The organism is Vibrio mytili (assembly GCF_049563345.1).
GTDB lineage: Bacteria > Pseudomonadota > Gammaproteobacteria > Enterobacterales > Vibrionaceae > Vibrio > Vibrio mytili.
Genome location: NZ_CP110481.1, coordinates 1385505 through 1401943 on the forward strand (window position 1 = coordinate 1385505; position 16439 = coordinate 1401943).

Annotated in this window: 9 protein-coding genes; 3 read left to right on the forward strand and 6 right to left on the reverse strand. The window is 46.1% G+C overall.

Annotated elements, in window-relative coordinates:
- Positions 1-205: 205 nt before the first annotated feature.
- Together ONE56_RS06455 and ONE56_RS06460 are read right to left on the reverse strand one after the other, a co-directional pair.
- Entirely contained in the window at positions 206-1162 is a 957-nt protein-coding gene (locus ONE56_RS06455; protein WP_041154943.1) for a GntR family transcriptional regulator, read from the reverse strand.
- 189 nt (positions 1163-1351) lie between these two features.
- Positions 1352-2161 (reverse strand): Cof-type HAD-IIB family hydrolase, encoded by an 810-nt coding sequence (locus tag ONE56_RS06460; RefSeq protein ID WP_331439140.1) that lies wholly within the window; start codon positions 2159-2161, stop codon positions 1352-1354.
- 175 nt (positions 2162-2336) lie between these two features.
- Between ONE56_RS06460 and queE the strand changes: the two genes are divergently transcribed.
- On the forward strand, positions 2337-2987 hold the full coding sequence (gene queE, locus ONE56_RS06465; protein WP_041154942.1) for a 7-carboxy-7-deazaguanine synthase QueE: 651 nt from the start codon (positions 2337-2339) through the stop codon (positions 2985-2987).
- Positions 2988-3001: 14 nt separating this feature from the next.
- Complete coding sequence (queC, locus tag ONE56_RS06470; protein WP_423840447.1) at positions 3002-3697, forward strand: 7-cyano-7-deazaguanine synthase QueC; 696 nt, start codon at positions 3002-3004, stop codon at positions 3695-3697.
- Here queC and ONE56_RS06475 read toward each other — a convergent pair.
- The 4 genes from ONE56_RS06475 to ONE56_RS06490 all read right to left on the reverse strand — a co-directional run bounded on the left by ONE56_RS06475 (position 3657) and on the right by ONE56_RS06490 (position 8372).
- The gene (locus ONE56_RS06475) at positions 3657-5657 is read right to left on the reverse strand and encodes a tetratricopeptide repeat-containing diguanylate cyclase (RefSeq protein WP_423840448.1); all 2001 of its coding nucleotides are present in this window, start codon (positions 5655-5657) and stop codon (positions 3657-3659) included. The genes queC and ONE56_RS06475 overlap by 41 nt on opposite strands.
- Positions 5658-5931: 274 nt before the next feature.
- Complete coding sequence (locus tag ONE56_RS06480; RefSeq protein WP_041154940.1) at positions 5932-6285, reverse strand: DUF2750 domain-containing protein; 354 nt, start codon at positions 6283-6285, stop codon at positions 5932-5934.
- Between the two features lie 147 nt (positions 6286-6432).
- Positions 6433-7053, reverse strand: coding sequence for an OmpA family protein (locus ONE56_RS06485; RefSeq protein ID WP_423840449.1), 621 nt, complete (start codon positions 7051-7053; stop codon positions 6433-6435).
- A 2-nt stretch (positions 7054-7055) separates the two neighbouring features.
- A complete protein-coding gene (locus tag ONE56_RS06490; RefSeq protein WP_423840450.1) occupies positions 7056-8372 on the reverse strand; it encodes a TolC family outer membrane protein in 1317 nt (438 codons plus the stop codon).
- 399 nt (positions 8373-8771) lie between these two features.
- Between ONE56_RS06490 and ONE56_RS06495 the strand changes: the two genes are divergently transcribed.
- The gene (locus ONE56_RS06495) at positions 8772-16421 is read left to right on the forward strand and encodes a Calx-beta domain-containing protein (protein ID WP_423840451.1); all 7650 of its coding nucleotides are present in this window, start codon (positions 8772-8774) and stop codon (positions 16419-16421) included.
- The last annotated feature ends 18 nt before the right edge of the window (positions 16422-16439 follow it).

The window sequence follows — 16439 nt, forward strand, 5'->3', positions numbered from 1 at the left end:
TTTAATTGCAAATAAGAATCATTATTATTGTATTTTTGGTGCAAAAATACAATATGGGGTTATAATTTTTGTTCGAGCTTGTTAAATTAAGCGGGGAGAAGCCTTAAACTACGAGTGCTACCACTTTAAAAAATCGTTTTGGAAATTAAGCGTATAGCATCAAAAAAGACAGGCCTTAATTAGACGAGAAGGGGATTGGAGCTGATTAGCTCTTCAAATTGGAAATTTTGTTGAGAAGTTGCTGCCGTTGTAACTCTGACGCATTCATCACTTCATTGTAAGTACGTTTCATCACGCGAATATCATTTTCTAATAACTGGGTGAGTTTATCTGCTGCTTGTTGGTTATACCCGCTCAGGAGTAATTCAATGATATCAAGCCTGCGCTGGCAAGAGGTAGTGACTGAAGATTGAAGTTGCATTGAGACAAGATCGGACGCTTTCCGCAGACGATTATGTTGTTGCATAATGCTCAAGAAAAAGCGATTACGTGAACATGCCGCTAGTTGTTCATGAAATTCGGCGCTGAGATTAAATAGTTGGTTAGCAGTGACCGATTTTGGTTTTGCTATAGCCTTTACATGCTTGTCACGGCAACGTTCTAGACCTTTTCGGTTAAGCTTCCAAGTTGGCTCAAGTAAACCGGCAGGTTCAAAAAGTAGGCGACAACGATAACTTTCCGCATGACTATCGAGAGTATTCAAAACTCCGTCAAGCTGCCATTTATAACCTGGACTATGGCGTAAGATGGCGTCGTTTTCCAATAAGCGTAATACATTCTGGACTTCACCGCGATGAGCGTTATAACGCTGCTGCAGGTCTTTCTCTGAAAATGAAGAGTTCAACTTGCCAAAAAACAAGTCTATTAGAATCTGCAAGTATAATTGTTCTTCACGAGATGGTTCATTACTGTTTTGGTAGCAATCGTTAATGTGTTCCGCAGCAATTTGTAATACGAACCCCTTGTAAGGAACTGCTTTAGTGACGCCTTGCGCGCACAGGTGTTTTAAAACGGCACGAACCGGCGTTCGCGAAACTTCGAATTGCTGCGCTAAGGATGACTCATTAAGGCTGCTACCTGCTTGTGCGTTATCGGCTTTAAGCCTTGCGATAAGCTTGGACAACAAATCTTGTTGGAGTCGAGTCATTGCAGTTGTGTTCATGAAACTCTAATCGTTGTTTTAATTACCTTAATTACAAATATGGTAAACATAAACGAATTGTATTGCTATTAATTGTTCTTCCATTACGTAAATGCGATTGGGCGGGTTTTCACAAAAGCGGCACGTAGACTCGCACCGCTTTGCGTATCTGCGAAGTGATTTATGTGAACGGGTAGGGAATATGGGTTATCAAATATCTAAAACAAATTTTTCTATGGCTTTGGCGACGCCGTGGTTGTCATTGCTTTCGGTAATGTAATCTGCGATCTGTTTGGTTTCTTCCATCGCATTTTCCATTGCAATACCGAGTCCCGCAAATTCCAACATATGATGATCGTTCTCTGCATCGCCCATACTGATCACTTCTTCAGCTTTGATTCCTAGGTGCTCTGCAATAGCAGCAATGCCAATCCCTTTATTGCTGAGCGGGTTTAAAAACTCTAAAAAGTACGCGGCACTTTGCACGACGGTGAAGGAGTCGCGTAATTCTTGAGGGACTGCAGCAACTACCTCGGTGAGTTTACTCGGTTCTGCGACCATCATTGCTTTGATGATTGGGTGATCGTCTTCCAATGATTCAAAGTTCATTTCAGTCACTTCGAGACCGTTTATTTTGGCCTCAATATCGGTGTAAGGGTTATTTTCATTGGTAATCAGGCCATGCTCTTGGCTAAATGCATGTACGTAAGCGCCGAGTTCCTTTGCATGTCGTGCAACAAGTTTTGCTGACTTACCATCAATAATGTTTTGATGAATGATCTCATTAGTACCGACGTTCTTTACAATGGAACCGTTGTAACAAAGCACAAAATCTTTATCAGAGCCAATATTTAACTCTTCTAACTTGCTCTGCATACCTTCAATAGGCCTACCGGATGCGAGCACAACAGTAACGCCTGCCTCACGAGCCTTAGCGATCGCTTGTTTGTTTTCTTCAGAGATGATTTTGTCGCTGTTTAACAAGGTACCATCCATGTCGAGGGCGATCAGTTTGTACATTTTACTTACCTTAAAAGTGAGGGAACTAACATCTAGACTCACTATGAAACTACAAAATGGCCTATTTTAACAATTAATTTTTGGTTTAAATTGACCTCGACACGCCGGTCCATTATGGTCTTCGCCTCAAAGTATGATGAGTTGAGTGAGTTCTACGTTGTATAAACTAAATGAGATGTTTGAAACCATCCAAGGAGAAGGAATCTTTACGGGTGTTCCGGCCGTTTTTATTCGTTTACAAGAGTGCCCTGTAGGGTGCTCATGGTGCGATACGAAACAGACTTGGGAAGCCGCAGAATCGGACCAGCGGACAATTGGTGATATTCTGGTTAAGACGGGAGACTCTCCAACTTGGTGTGTTGCATCAGCAAGTGACCTCGTAGAGCAATATAAGCATCAAGGTTTTAACGCAAAGCACATTGTTATCACTGGCGGTGAGCCGTGTATTTACGATTTACGTCCTTTGGCCGAAGCTTTTGAAATTATTGGGTGTCAGTGTCAGATTGAAACCAGTGGCACGTATGAAGTGATAACGACTAATAATACTTGGGTGACAGTGTCACCAAAAGTGGCAATGAAAGGTAAACTGCCAGTATTGAAGAGTGCGTTAGAACGCGCGAATGAAATAAAACATCCGGTAGGTACTCAGAAAGACATTGATCATCTTGATGAATTGTTGGCTTCTGCTGGCGTTTCTCCAAAAACCATAGTTGCACTTCAACCAATCAGCCAAAAACCACGAGCAACACAATTGTGTATTGATACGTGTGTTGAACGGAATTGGCGCTTATCGATTCAAACTCATAAATATTTAAGTATCGCTTAAACTTGGAGAGCAAAATGAAAAAAGCCGTCGTTGTTTTTAGTGGTGGGCAGGATTCAACTACATGCCTAGTTCAAGCACTGAAAGAATTTGATGAAGTTCATGCGATTACTTTTGACTATGGTCAGCGCCATAAGTTAGAAATTGAAGTCGCTCAGAAGCTAACTCAAGAGCTAGGGGTTAAAGCGCATAAAGTGATGGATGTTGGCTTGCTCAATGAATTGGCCATCAGTTCGTTAACCCGAGACGACATCCCGGTGTCTCATGAACTACAAGAGAATGGTTTGCCAAACTCATTTGTTCCGGGTCGCAATATACTGTTTTTAACCTTGGCAGGGATATACGCGTATCAGATTGGTGCAGATACCGTCATCACTGGTGTATGTGAAACCGACTTTAGTGGCTATCCAGACTGTCGTGATGATTTTGTAAAAGCAATGACTTCGGCGCTGGTAAAGGGTATGGACCGAATGCTTAAAATAAAAACGCCGCTTATGTGGTTAAACAAAGCCGAAACATGGGCGCTTGCCGACCAATATGACGCGCTGCAACTCGTGCGCGAAAAAACACTAACGTGTTACAACGGCATCATTGGTGATGGATGTGGAAATTGTCCATCATGTGACTTACGTAAAGTAGGATTAGACGACTACTTGAACAATAAAACAGCCGTTATGGCATCGTTGATTCAAAAGCAGAAGTCTCAAGGCTAATCGGCTCGTCATAAGCTTCGATAATCGTACCGCTACTGTTGTGTTTAGCCTGATACAAAGCTTGGTCTAAGATCGTATACAATTCATCAAAATTGGTTAATGGTTTTGATGTCGATAAATAGGCCAAGCATGCGGAAACGGTTACTGCTTTATTCTCTTCCGTCTCGCTTTTTCCCACATTTATGGTTTGTTCTGAAATGGTCTTATGTAAGCATTGAACACGGAAGGCTACCTCCACGTCATCGACGTTTGTTAGTAAGACGATAAACTCCTCGCCACCTAATCGACCAATGCATTCACCTTTGTTAAGTTGTGCGGCTATGCTGCTACAGACTTGTTGTAACACAAGATCACCGGTCGGGTGCCCGTACGTATCGTTGATGGCCTTAAAGTTATCTAGATCGATTAAAACTAAGACGTAACGCCTATCCGCTTTTGCATGAGTCGTCTGTTCTTTTATCGTTTTGATCGTAGTTGCTCGGTTTAACGCACAGGTTAAACTATCTAAGCGAGCTTTATTTTTTGTCTGGCGTTGAACGAGTAACGCTAAAATTAATAAGGTGATCAAACAGAACACTAATATATTGTAAGCTCGTTTTTGTTCAGTTAGCTTTTTAAATTCACTTTGTTGTAAACGACGTTCATTGTTAAGGCGAATGCGTTGAAGCTCAAATTCATATTCATTCTTGGATAAGCTTAAGGCTTCTAACGCCTTGCTTGTGCTAGCATCTCGACTGGCGAGCTCAAGTTTAGTGTACGACTCTGAATGCAACAGCGCCATTTTATAATTTTGATTGGCAGAATAAGCATCAGCGAGCAATCTTTCTGCTTTGGCTTGGAGAAGTGGTCTGGATATTTCGGTTGCTATAGTTAATGCCTTTTGACCATGTCGTATCGCGTTGGCAATGTCATTGTGTTTAAGATAGGAAAAACCAGCGGTTAAATGAGCCTCGGTTTGCAGATGCATGTTTTCATGGCGTTCACCAAGCCCTAACGCCGCATCAATGTAACTGACGGATTCTTCTAACTTCCCAACTTCAGCCATTGCAGAAGCAAGCCCTAAGTAGACAAGACCCTGCCCATAAGGGTAGTTAAGTTGCTCGAGAAGCATTAAAGAGTTCTGGTAATGAGTTATGGCTTTTTCAAATTTGTTTGCTTTACTGTACATGGCGGCCAGGCTGTGCTCTGTTTGCGCAACCTTTAACTGTTCTTCGTTAGCCTGACGCGCGAGTAGGGCTTGAATTAGGTATTTCTCAGACTGTTCGAATTGCCCCAGCTCTGCGAACAAATTTCCCACATCATTGTAGACACCGGAAGCATCACTTTGTGCTGGCATTACTTCCAACAGATGTCGATAAACACTTAGTGCTTTGTCATTTTCTCCACGAAAGTTGTAATTATTGGCAATGACTCGGAGTGCGAGATCGATGGGGACGCTTTCTTGGCGCTGTTGTTGTAAATGGTTCTCTAATGATGAGCAGAAAAAGTGAGCATTATCGTATCGTCCTTGTTGGTTCAAGGTGTAGCAAAGCTGATAGCTCATCAGCGCTTGGCTATCAATATCTGAGATGTTTTTCATCTCATTGCGCAACGTAATGAAACGGTCCACTGATGCTTCATAACTACCATGTTTACGTTCGTTTAGGGCAAGAATGTATTTTGATTCAAGCTCAGAAAAAGGGTTTTTGATGGTTTGACTGCTGCCATAGTAGGGTTGTTTGATGTTGGTCATATATTCGTAAATTAAACCACTTACATACAGCTTCTCACTGATCGAGTTGACAGTGTGGTATCTGTTTTGAAGCATAGTCAAGGCCGACTTAGAGTTTGTTTTCAATGTAGTTTGATAGACGGCATGCCATTGGGTAACACTTCGGTCTTGAGGTTGGGTTTGAGCTGTGTTCGCATGGACTTGAATGCCAAACAATAGGCATAAAAACAAGGGGGACAAGGTGCGCATTTTTGATCTGCGTTGTGTTTTTTTCATCGTAGGGGATATTATTTAGTGATTACTCATTATGTAATGTTTGGAAGGCGAGAGTGAAGGGTATAAACGTAATAAATAAAGCTAAATTATGAAGTACATCGGAATTTATACAGAAAAGGAAAGTACCTACAATCTAGTTCTAGAGGTTGTGAACTAAAAAATGAGACTGCAAATACAACACGGATATAAAAAGACCTCAGTACTTTGAGGCCTTATACAGTCTTTGGTTAGGATTAAGCTTTGTGGCTTATTCTACGTAAAGCTTGGCGAGATCTTGAGGTTCCATCTCTTTGCCTTCCAACTGATCGTTCCAGTTTGTTCCAACCAGAACGCCGTCCTCAGCAAGAGTGAGCAGCCAATCCTCAACAAAGATATCTAATGGGATTTCTAGAACTGAGAAGTCTGCCCATTCATCGACATTATGCGCTTGAGCATCTTCCTTAGAAGACCAAAAAGGCATGACTTCGCTATTCTCGAACTCAGTTGAATCGCAGGACAGCCAGCCTTCCTCATTACGTAATCCCCAAACCAGCTGGTTTGCTTTGGTTTCTGATACGAAAAGATCAAGGTTTGCCTGAATATCTGATGTAAGTTTGCTCATTTCAAAACTCTCACTATTATGATGCCGCTAGAGTAACACTAAAGGCTCAATTCCTAAAGCTTAATAGGGGGTTGTACAGTTAAAACAAAAGGGACCGAAGCCCCTTTTATATTTTTTTCATTGGTCACTTAAGCAGTGAGAAGATATTTAGTTTTTAGGTAACGTGGTAAATATTGTCCATTCTTTTTCGACTGCACCCTTATGACCGACGACAGTTGCTGTTACTCTTCGGTTTTGGGCATGAGTCACTTCGTCAGTTCCTTGAACTGCTAAAACAGTATCACCATAACCCACAATCGTAACACGGCTTGGACTGATGCCATTTTTGATCAGCTCTTGCCTTACATTTTGCGCGCGACGTTTAGATAAGTCCAAGTTGTGCTCTGCGGTTCCTGTGCGGCTAGCATACCCTTGAATTTCAATCGAGGTACTTGGGTATTCTTTCAGGAACTCAGACAGTTCACGAATTTGGTTAGTGAAAATAGGGTTAATGACGTCTGAGTCGTTGGCAAATAGAACACGAAGCTGCATTTGTTGCGACGTATTCGCATACTTACCACAGCCATCATTATCAATTTCTGCTCCAATAGGAGTGCCAGGGCAGAGATCTCTTTCGTTGATAACACCGTCACTGTCATCATCTACTAAATCAGCGGGTTGATCTGCAACTGGCGTTTCGATGTATTCGTATTCGTCACCATCTTTTTGGTTTGTCGAACTGCAAGCGGAGATGGCGAATGTGAGTGCAATAATAGAGAGGTATTTCATAATTAGTACTCCACTTTCTCTAGCCATTCTTCCGGAACTTCTACTCTTAATGCACTAAGAAGTTGGCCTGTCGCATTCATCACTCGATATTTCGCGTATTGCTCTGCGTACTTAGAATCAAGGTAATCTTTACGCGCTTCAAACAGCTCGTTTTGTGTATTCAAGAGGTCAAGAAGAGTTCGTTTACCAATCCTATATTGCTTTTCATACGCGATGACGGTTTCGGACGCAGAATCAACGTGATCAGCTAAAAATTCTTTTTGTTGCAGCGTCAAATCAAGTGCGCTCCAAGAAAGTTTCAGGCCTTCTTCTACATTTCGGTATGCACCTTCGCGTAAGTCTTTCGCTTTGTTCAATTGATATGCGTAGTTTTCTGCGTTAGCAACGTCACTGCCTCCGTTAAACAAGTTATAACGTAGGCGCAGCATGGCAAGTGTTTCGTCACTTCTGCCTTTTAAACCGTCTGCATCGTCTTTCCAAGTTTGCGAGGCCTCAATAGAGATCGTAGGGTAGTAGACCCCTTTAGATTGTTTGTATTGAAACTTAGCAGAGTCTACATCGGCAAGAGCAATTTGAATCACAGGATGTACTTGGTGAGCCAAACTGACGGCCTCTTCTTGAGTGTGAGGTATAAAATTTTGGTCAGCACGAGGGAAGATTAACCCTTGCGGTGTTTGCCCAACTAAGCGAGTAAACATGGTATGCGAGTCGTACAGGTTATTTTGGGCTGCAGCAAGATTTCCGTGCGCTTTAGCTAAGCGAGCTTCAACCTGCGTCATGTCCGCGGTCGACCCGATGCCAGACGTGACCCGTTTTTTGATGTCAGTATAAATATCTTTGTGTACCGCGAGGTTGTCTTCTGAGAGTTTTAACACCTCATAAGCTTTAACTGCATCTAGATAAACTTTCGCCACTTCAAGTGCCTTATCTGACGCATCAGCCAAGAGTTGGAATCTCACCGACTCAGCATCAGCCGCGGTTCGATCAATATCATTAAGCGTAGCACTGCCATCCCAAATTAATTGGGTTAAAGTGACAGACGCCTCTTTTCTGGTGTAGTCCGTATTGCCTCTACCTACTTCGTCTGATGGGTCAATTCCTTCATAACCAATACCTGCATCTAAATCCAATGATGGTAGGTAAGCGCCTGACGCAGCATCATTTACGTAGCGTCTACTACTGAATTCATTAAATGCACTTTTGATATCTGGGTTATTTTCTAACGTTAGGGCGACAGCTTGCTCTAACGTTTGACCGAAAACGGGTAAAGACACTAAGCAGCAACAGTAAAGAGCAGTGTTGAGTCGGTTCCATTTCACGGTAGCTCTCCTAAAAATCATGTCGATTTTTGTTTAATTATCTCAAATGTGAGATTGCGCATCACAAATAACAGAGTTTGGTAAGAAAATTATCAACCTTCTGTTAAACCAAGGCTTTTTCTCATTTAATTCAAGGCTTCATCGAACCGGATCTTATCATACAATATCAATATACCTAGCCATCAAATTGGCCAAATCTATATAAAGTCTTGAATTTTTAACATCATAGTACCGCTTCCTTGTGTAATACATGTCTGAACATTGAACCCCGCCCCTTGAGTTCATCAGCATGTAAGGCATTACACCTACGACGAAAAAACTATGATTTTGACTAAACTATAGACGTAAATGATGAGGTGACAAACTTTTGACTTAGTTTGATTTGGGGTGAGGTGGATTATGGATCGAGTAACTTTGAGCTCATTAGTGGGCAATATTGTGGTTATCGGACTTGACGGTAACATCAGAACGCTTGAGGAAGGAGAGCAGCCTCTTCCTGGAGAACTGGTAATTGAAGAGGTTTCAGACACTTCGGACATTTCTGATATCGTGGTTGAGCAGGTCACGCCTCAAGGAAGTTCAATAAATGTAACGGGTGACATTACCGCTTTGATTGATGCCATTGCAGCTGGTGAGGACCCAACACAACTCGGTGAAGATTTTGCTGCTGCAGCGGGTGGGGCAAATGGGTCTAGCCCACAAACAACGGGGGCCATCGCTCGAACTGGTGCGGAATCTCTTGCTAATACAAACTTTGAGACTCAAGGTTTAGAAGGTATTGGCTTCTCGGTGACTCAAATTCAAACGATTCTACAAATATTTCAGCCGCCAGAACCTACAGCCGCGCCAATTCCTGCCACGTCAGAAGTCTCTACCATAGACAGCCCAACCGTAAATGAAGGTGACTCTGTTATCTTTGAAGTGACCCTTGATCAAGCCACAGAGCAGGAAACTACGATTGATTTTGCGTTGGCAGATGTGACTGCCATCGGTGGTGAAGAAGGCGGAGATGGCGTCGATTATGTCAACTCACAAGTGTTGATAACTTTGCCAGATGGTACGACTCAACAGGTCGCCGTTAATGAAGATGGTACTTTTAGCGTATCCATCCCGGTCGGTGTTGAATCGTTCACTGTTGGCTTAGAGACGGTTGATGATGATATTTACGAAGGACCAGAGACCTTCACGCTAACAGGGACAACACCTGAGCAATCAACGCCAGCAACAGGTACCGCAACAGTACTTGATGACGGTACAGGCCCTGGACCGGATCCGGATGATGATCGTCCAAGTGTCTCTATCACGGATGCGGGCACCATCAATGAAGGCGAGACCGCAACTTTCACTGTGTCATTGAGTAACGGATCGGAAGATGAAGTGCAGGTACAGTTGGGTTTAAACCCAGACGAAACCGAAGTTGATGATTTAGGTACATTGGAATACAACACCGGCTCTGGCTGGGCAAGTGTGCCGGTCGATGGCGCAGTTACTGTGCCAGCGGGTATGACCGAGTTTGAGGTGCGCATCGCTTCCAATCAGGATGAAGTATATGAAGGTCCGGAAGACTTCAGCGTCACCGTAACCGGTATTGGTGCGGTTCAGGGCAGTGACACTGGCCTTGCCTCGATTGTGGATGACGGCACTGGTCCTGGACCGGATCCAGATGATGACCGTCCAAGTGTCTCTATCACGGATGCGGGCACCATCAATGAAGGCAATACCGCAACCTTTACCGTAACGTTAAGTAATGCGTCAGAAGATGCGGTACAGGTACAGTTGGCGTTAAACCCAGAGGAAACCGAAGCGGGCGACCTGGGCTCTCTAGAATACAACACCGGTGCTGGTTGGGTAGCAGTGCCCGTCGATGGCATGGTTACCGTACCTGCGGGTATGACGGAATTCGATGTGCGCGTTGCGACCATTGATGATGAAGTTTATGAAGGTGCGGAAGACTTCAGTGTCACCGTGACTGGCGTTGGCGCGGTTCAGGGTAGCGACACCGGTCTGGCGACGATCGTTGATGATGGCACATTAATAGACGATGACCGCCCAAGCGTGTCGATTTCTGATGCGGGTACGATTGATGAAGGCAATACCGCGACCTTTACCGTAACGTTAAGCAACGCGTCAGAAGATGCGGTACAGGTACAGTTGGCGTTAAACCCAGAAGAAACCGAAGCGGGTGATCTGGGCACCCTAGAATACAACACTGGCTCTGGCTGGGCAGCAGTGCCCGTTGATGGCATGGTCACCGTACCAGCGATGCTTACCGAATTTGATGTGCGCATTGCGACCATTGATGATGAAGTTTACGAAGGTGCGGAAGACTTCACCGTCACCGTCACTGGCGTTAGCGCAGTTCAGGGCCAAGATACGGGGACGGCGACCATTGTGGACGATGGCACCATTGTGGACGACGACCGCCCAAGCGTGTCGATCTCCGATGCCGGTCTTGTTGATGAAGGCAACACCGCGACCTTTACCGTAACGTTAAGCAACGCGTCAGAAGATGCGGTACAGGTACAGTTGGCGTTAAACCCAGAGGAAACCGAAGCGGGTGATCTGGGCACCCTAGAATACAACACTGGTGCTGGTTGGGTAGCAGTGCCCGTCGATGGCATGGTTACCGTACCTGCGGGTATGACGGAATTCGATGTACGCGTTGCGACTATCGATGATGAAGTTTATGAAGGTCCGGAAGACTTCAGTGTCACCGTGACTGGCGTTGGCGCGGTTCAGGGCCAAGATTCGGGGACGGCGACCATTGTGGACGATGGCACCATTGTGGACGACGACCGCCCAAGCGTGTCGATCTCCGACGCCGGTCTTGTTGATGAAGGCAACACCGCAACGTTTACCGTAACGTTAAGTAATGCGTCAGAAGATGCGGTACAGGTACAGTTGGCATTAAACCCAGACGAAACCGAAGCGGGTGACCTGGGTTCTCTAGAATACAACACCGGTGCTGGTTGGGTAGCAGTGCCCGTCGATGGCATGGTCACCGTACCAGCGATGCTTACCGAATTTGATGTGCGCATTGCGACCATTGATGATGAAGTTTACGAAGGTGCGGAAGACTTCAGCGTCACTGTGACTGGCGTTGGCGCGGTTCAGGGTAGCGACACCGGTCTGGCGACGATCGTTGATGATGGCACATTAATAGACGACGACCGCCCAAGCGTGTCGATCTCCGATGCCGGTCTTGTTGATGAAGGCAATACCGCAACCTTTACCGTAACGTTAAGCAACGCGTCAGAAGATGCGGTACAGGTACAGCTGGCGTTAAACCCAGACGAAACCGAAGCGGGCGACCTGGGCACCCTAGAATACAACACTGGTGCTGGTTGGGTAGCAGTGCCCGTTGATGGCATGGTTACCGTACCGGCGGGCATGACGGAATTCGATGTGCGCATTGGCACTACCGCTGATGATGTGTACGAAGGTGCGGAAGACTTCAGTGTCACCGTGACTGGCGTTGGCGCAGTTCAGGGCCAAGATACGGGGACGGCGACCATTGTGGACGATGGCACCATTGTGGACGACGACCGCCCAAGCGTGTCGATCTCCGATGCCGGCACGATTGATGAAGGCAACACCGCGACCTTTACCGTAACGTTAAGTAATGCGTCAGAAGATGCGGTACAGGTACAGTTGGCGTTAAACCCAGAGGAAACCGAAGCGGGCGACCTGGGCACCCTAGAATACAACACTGGTGCTGGTTGGGTAGCAGTGCCCGTCGATGGCATGGTCACCGTACCAGCGATGCTTACCGAATTTGATGTGCGCATTGCGACCATTGATGATGAAGTTTATGAAGGTGCGGAAGACTTCAGTGTCACCGTGACTGGCGTTGGCGCAGTTCAGGGTAGCGACACCGGTCTGGCGACGATCGTTGATGATGGCACATTAATAGACGACGACCGCCCAAGCGTGTCGATTTCTGATGCGGGCACGATTGATGAAGGCAACACCGCAACGTTTACCGTAACGTTAAGCAACGCGTCAGAAGATGCGGTACAGGTACAGTTGGCGTTAAACCCAGAAGAAACCGAAGCGGGTGATCTGGGCTCTCTAGAATACAACACCGGCTCAGGCTGGATGAGTGTACCAGTCGATGGCATGGTCACCGTACCAGCGATGCTTACCGAATTCGATGTGCGCATTGCGACCATTGATGATGAAGTTTATGAAGGTCCGGAAGACTTCAGTGTCACCGTGACTGGCGTTGGCGCAGTTCAGGGCAGTGATACGGGGACGGCGACCATTGTGGACGATGGCACCATTGTGGACGACGACCGCCCAAGCGTGTCGATCTCCGATGCCGGTCTTGTTGATGAAGGCAACACCGCAACCTTTACCGTAACGTTAAGCAACGCGTCAGAAGATGCGGTACAGGTTCAGTTGGCGTTAAACCCAGAAGAAACCGAAGCGGGCGACCTGGGCACCCTAGAATACAACACTGGTGCTGGTTGGGTAGCAGTGCCCGTCGATGGCATGGTCACCGTACCAGCGATGCTTACCGAATTTGATGTACGCGTTGCAACCATTGATGATGAAGTTTATGAAGGTCCGGAAGACTTCAGTGTCACCGTGACTGGCGTTGGCGCGGTTCAGGGTAGCGACACCGGTCTGGCGACGATCGTTGATGATGGCACCATTGTGGACGACGACCGCCCAAGCGTGTCGATCTCCGATGCCGGTCTTGTTGATGAAGGCAACACCGCAACCTTTACCGTAACGTTAAGCAACGCGTCAGAAGATGCGGTACAGGTTCAGTTGGCGTTAAACCCAGAAGAAACCGAAGCGGGCGACCTGGGCACCCTAGAATACAACACTGGTGCTGGTTGGGTAGCAGTGCCCGTCGATGGCATGGTTACCGTACCTGCGGGTATGACGGAATTCGATGTGCGCGTTGCGACCATTGATGATGAAGTTTATGAAGGTCCGGAAGACTTCAGTGTCACTGTGACTGGCGTTGGCGCGGTTCAGGGTAGCGACACCGGTCTGGCGACGATCGTTGATGATGGCACATTAATAGACGATGACCGCCCAAGCGTGTCGATTTCTGATGCGGGTCTTGTTGATGAAGGCAACACCGCAACCTTTACCGTAACGTTAAGCAACGCGTCAGAAGATGCGGTACAGGTACAGTTGGCATTAAACCCAGACGAAACCGAAGCGGGTGACCTCGGCACCCTAGAATACAACACTGGTGCTGGTTGGGTAGCAGTGCCCGTCGATGGCATGGTCACCGTACCAGCGATGCTTACCGAATTTGATGTGCGCATTGCGACCATTGATGATGAAGTTTATGAAGGTCCGGAAGACTTCAGTGTCACCGTGACTGGCGTTGGCGCGGTTCAGGGTAGCGACACCGGTCTGGCGACGATCGTTGATGATGGCACCATTGTGGACGACGACCGCCCAAGCGTGTCGATCTCCGATGCCGGTCTTGTTGATGAAGGCAATACCGCAACCTTTACCGTAACGTTAAGCAACGCGTCAGAAGATGCGGTACAGGTTCAGTTGGCGTTAAACCCAGAAGAAACCGAAGCGGGTGATCTGGGCTCTCTAGAATACAACACCGGCTCAGGCTGGATGAGTGTACCAGTCGATGGCATGGTCACCGTACCAGCGATGCTTACCGAATTTGATGTACGCGTTGCAACCATTGATGATGAAGTTTATGAAGGTCCGGAAGACTTCAGTGTCACCGTGACTGGCGTTGGCGCAGTTCAGGGCAGTGATACGGGGACGGCGACCATTGTAGACGATGGCACGCTCATCGATGATGACCGTCCAAGTGTCTTTATTGTCGAAGATAGTGTGGGCGTGAATGAAGGTACTGAGGCTGTCTATACCGTCCGGTTGTCAGCGGCTGCCGATATCGATGTGACGGTAAGGTTGATCACATCAACAGGAGGAACTAACACGGCAGAACCTAACGACATCGGTGCTATTAAAGTGACATTATCTGATGGTGTAACAGTAGTGACCGCCAACAGTGATGGTACGTACACGATTCCAGCAGGTGCAACCGATCTCAAATTGTTTGTACCAACCACGGACGATGATGTGTATGAAGGTGACGAAACCTTTACGGTTGCAGTACAAGGCGCTACAGGAGCACTTGGTAACGACACCGCGCTTGGCATTATTTACGACGGTGGTAACGGCCCAGGTCCCGATCCGGATGATGACCGCCCAAGTGTGTCTATCGTTGAAGACAGCGTGAATGTTGATGAAGGTAACAGTGCTACGTTTACGGTTCGATTATCGGCCGCTGCTGATCTCGATGTTACGGTTAATTTACGTACATTGACGGATGGTCTTAACACAGCTGAACCTGAGGATATTGGAGCATTCGTGGTGACGTTGGCGGATGGTGTCACAGTGGTAACTGCGAACAGTGACGGCACCTATACCATCCCTGCGGGTCAGACCGATCTGAAAGTGACGGTACCAACCACGGATGATGACGTTTACGAAGGAGATGAAACTTTCACATTAGAGGTTACAGCAGGTACTGGTGTACTTGGTAGTGATACTAGTATTGGTAACATCATTGAAGATGACCTTCCAAACACCCCTCCAACCGCTCGAGATTTCAACATACTACTCGACGTTGAAGACGGTATTTTCCCTGTTCAGGATGTTGAGTTTGATGGTCTTGGTGCTGAAAATGAGGATGAGATCTTTGATCCGACCCTACAACGTGTTGAAGACCTAGAAGACGATACGAACGCGCCAAACGATGATGACATCAGTATTCAAGTCACTGATCTTCCAGAGTATGGGCAGTTGTACTACTTAGACGGAAACAATCAAGAAGTCATCATTGACGAAGATACAATCTTTGCTGAAAACACTGACGTCAAATATCGTCTGACTGCAGATTTCTTTGAAGAACAGAGCTTTGATTCAAACGATATTATTGATGAATACGATGGTGACTTTATCGATGAATCTGTCAGTGTTAACGGCTTGACTTTCTTTGGAGGTACAATTTCTTTTGCTCCCAATGATGATCCATTGTTTGATTTTAACGGTCAGGTCAAAGTTGATACAGCTGCTCAACAGAAGGGCTTAGCAACAGTTACTAATAATGATACGTCGTCAAGTGGTCAAGGGAACGAAATTAATGAAGGTGAATTCATTACAATCAAATTGGATGAAGGACTCGAGGCGAATAAGGCAAAATTGAGTTTTGCTAGTTTGAATAACCAATTTAACAATAATGCTGCATGGATTACGGTGTACTTCATGTATGACGGAGAAGTCGTCGAGGCGAAAGATCTATATCTAAGTGATATGGATCAGACTGGGAACCATGAAGGTACTGCTAATGTGTCATTGGATAGTGGTAGCTTCGATGAAATTCGTTTAGCGCCACAAACAGACAGTTCGAGTGATAAAGCGAGCTTTACCTTGGTTGGCACAGAAATCACCAGCTTTACGCAGGTGGAAGATGATTTCACTTATCAAGCGATCGATTCCGATGGTGCGGTAAGTAATCAAGCAACTGTTGATGTAGAGTTTAATAACGTCACATCTGAAGAAGCAATCTCAACCGCCAACTATGCTACTCAGTCGAGTACGTTAACGGGCCTCGTCAACTCTGATGCCAATATCATTATGGGTGACGAACAAGATAACGAACTGGTCGGCACTAGTGGTAACGACATCTTAATCGGCGGTTTAGGTAACGACATATTGACCGGTGGCGAGGGTGATGATGTCTTTAAGTGGACAGAAATGAAGTCTGCTACCGATACAGTGACGGATTTCGGATCTGGTGATCAGCTTGATTTCGCAGATTTGTTCGAAGACGTCAGTCAGAGTGATCTCACTGCACTGCTGGATGATTTAGGCTCTGGTGATTACAGGGGAGAAATTGATGATATTAGTATCTCGGTTAAGGATAAAGGACATAACTCTACTTTGACCATTCAAAAAGACGGTATGGATCTGGAGGTGAATTTTGACGGCGCATCGGCTGCAGATATCACTAGCAGTTTGATGAGTAATTTAGAACAGCTCAAAGAGTAATGGCGTAAAGCAAAACTA

Excerpts from the sequence above, each read along its gene's own strand:
- ONE56_RS06485 (WP_423840449.1), bottom strand. The coding sequence starts at position 7,053 with ATGAAATACCTCTCTATTATTGCACTCACATTCGCCATCTCCGCTTGC.
- ONE56_RS06460 (WP_331439140.1), bottom strand. The coding sequence starts at position 2,161 with ATGTACAAACTGATCGCCCTCGACATGGATGGTACCTTGTTAAACAGC.
- ONE56_RS06495 (WP_423840451.1), top strand. The coding sequence starts at position 8,772 with ATGGATCGAGTAACTTTGAGCTCATTAGTGGGCAATATTGTGGTTATC.
- ONE56_RS06455 (WP_041154943.1), bottom strand. The coding sequence starts at position 1,162 with ATGAACACAACTGCAATGACTCGACTCCAACAAGATTTGTTGTCCAAG.
- ONE56_RS06480 (WP_041154940.1), bottom strand. The coding sequence starts at position 6,285 with ATGAGCAAACTTACATCAGATATTCAGGCAAACCTTGATCTTTTCGTA.
- ONE56_RS06475 (WP_423840448.1), bottom strand. The coding sequence starts at position 5,657 with ATGCGCACCTTGTCCCCCTTGTTTTTATGCCTATTGTTTGGCATTCAA.
- queC (WP_423840447.1), top strand. The coding sequence starts at position 3,002 with ATGAAAAAAGCCGTCGTTGTTTTTAGTGGTGGGCAGGATTCAACTACA.
- queE (WP_041154942.1), top strand. The coding sequence starts at position 2,337 with ATGTTTGAAACCATCCAAGGAGAAGGAATCTTTACGGGTGTTCCGGCC.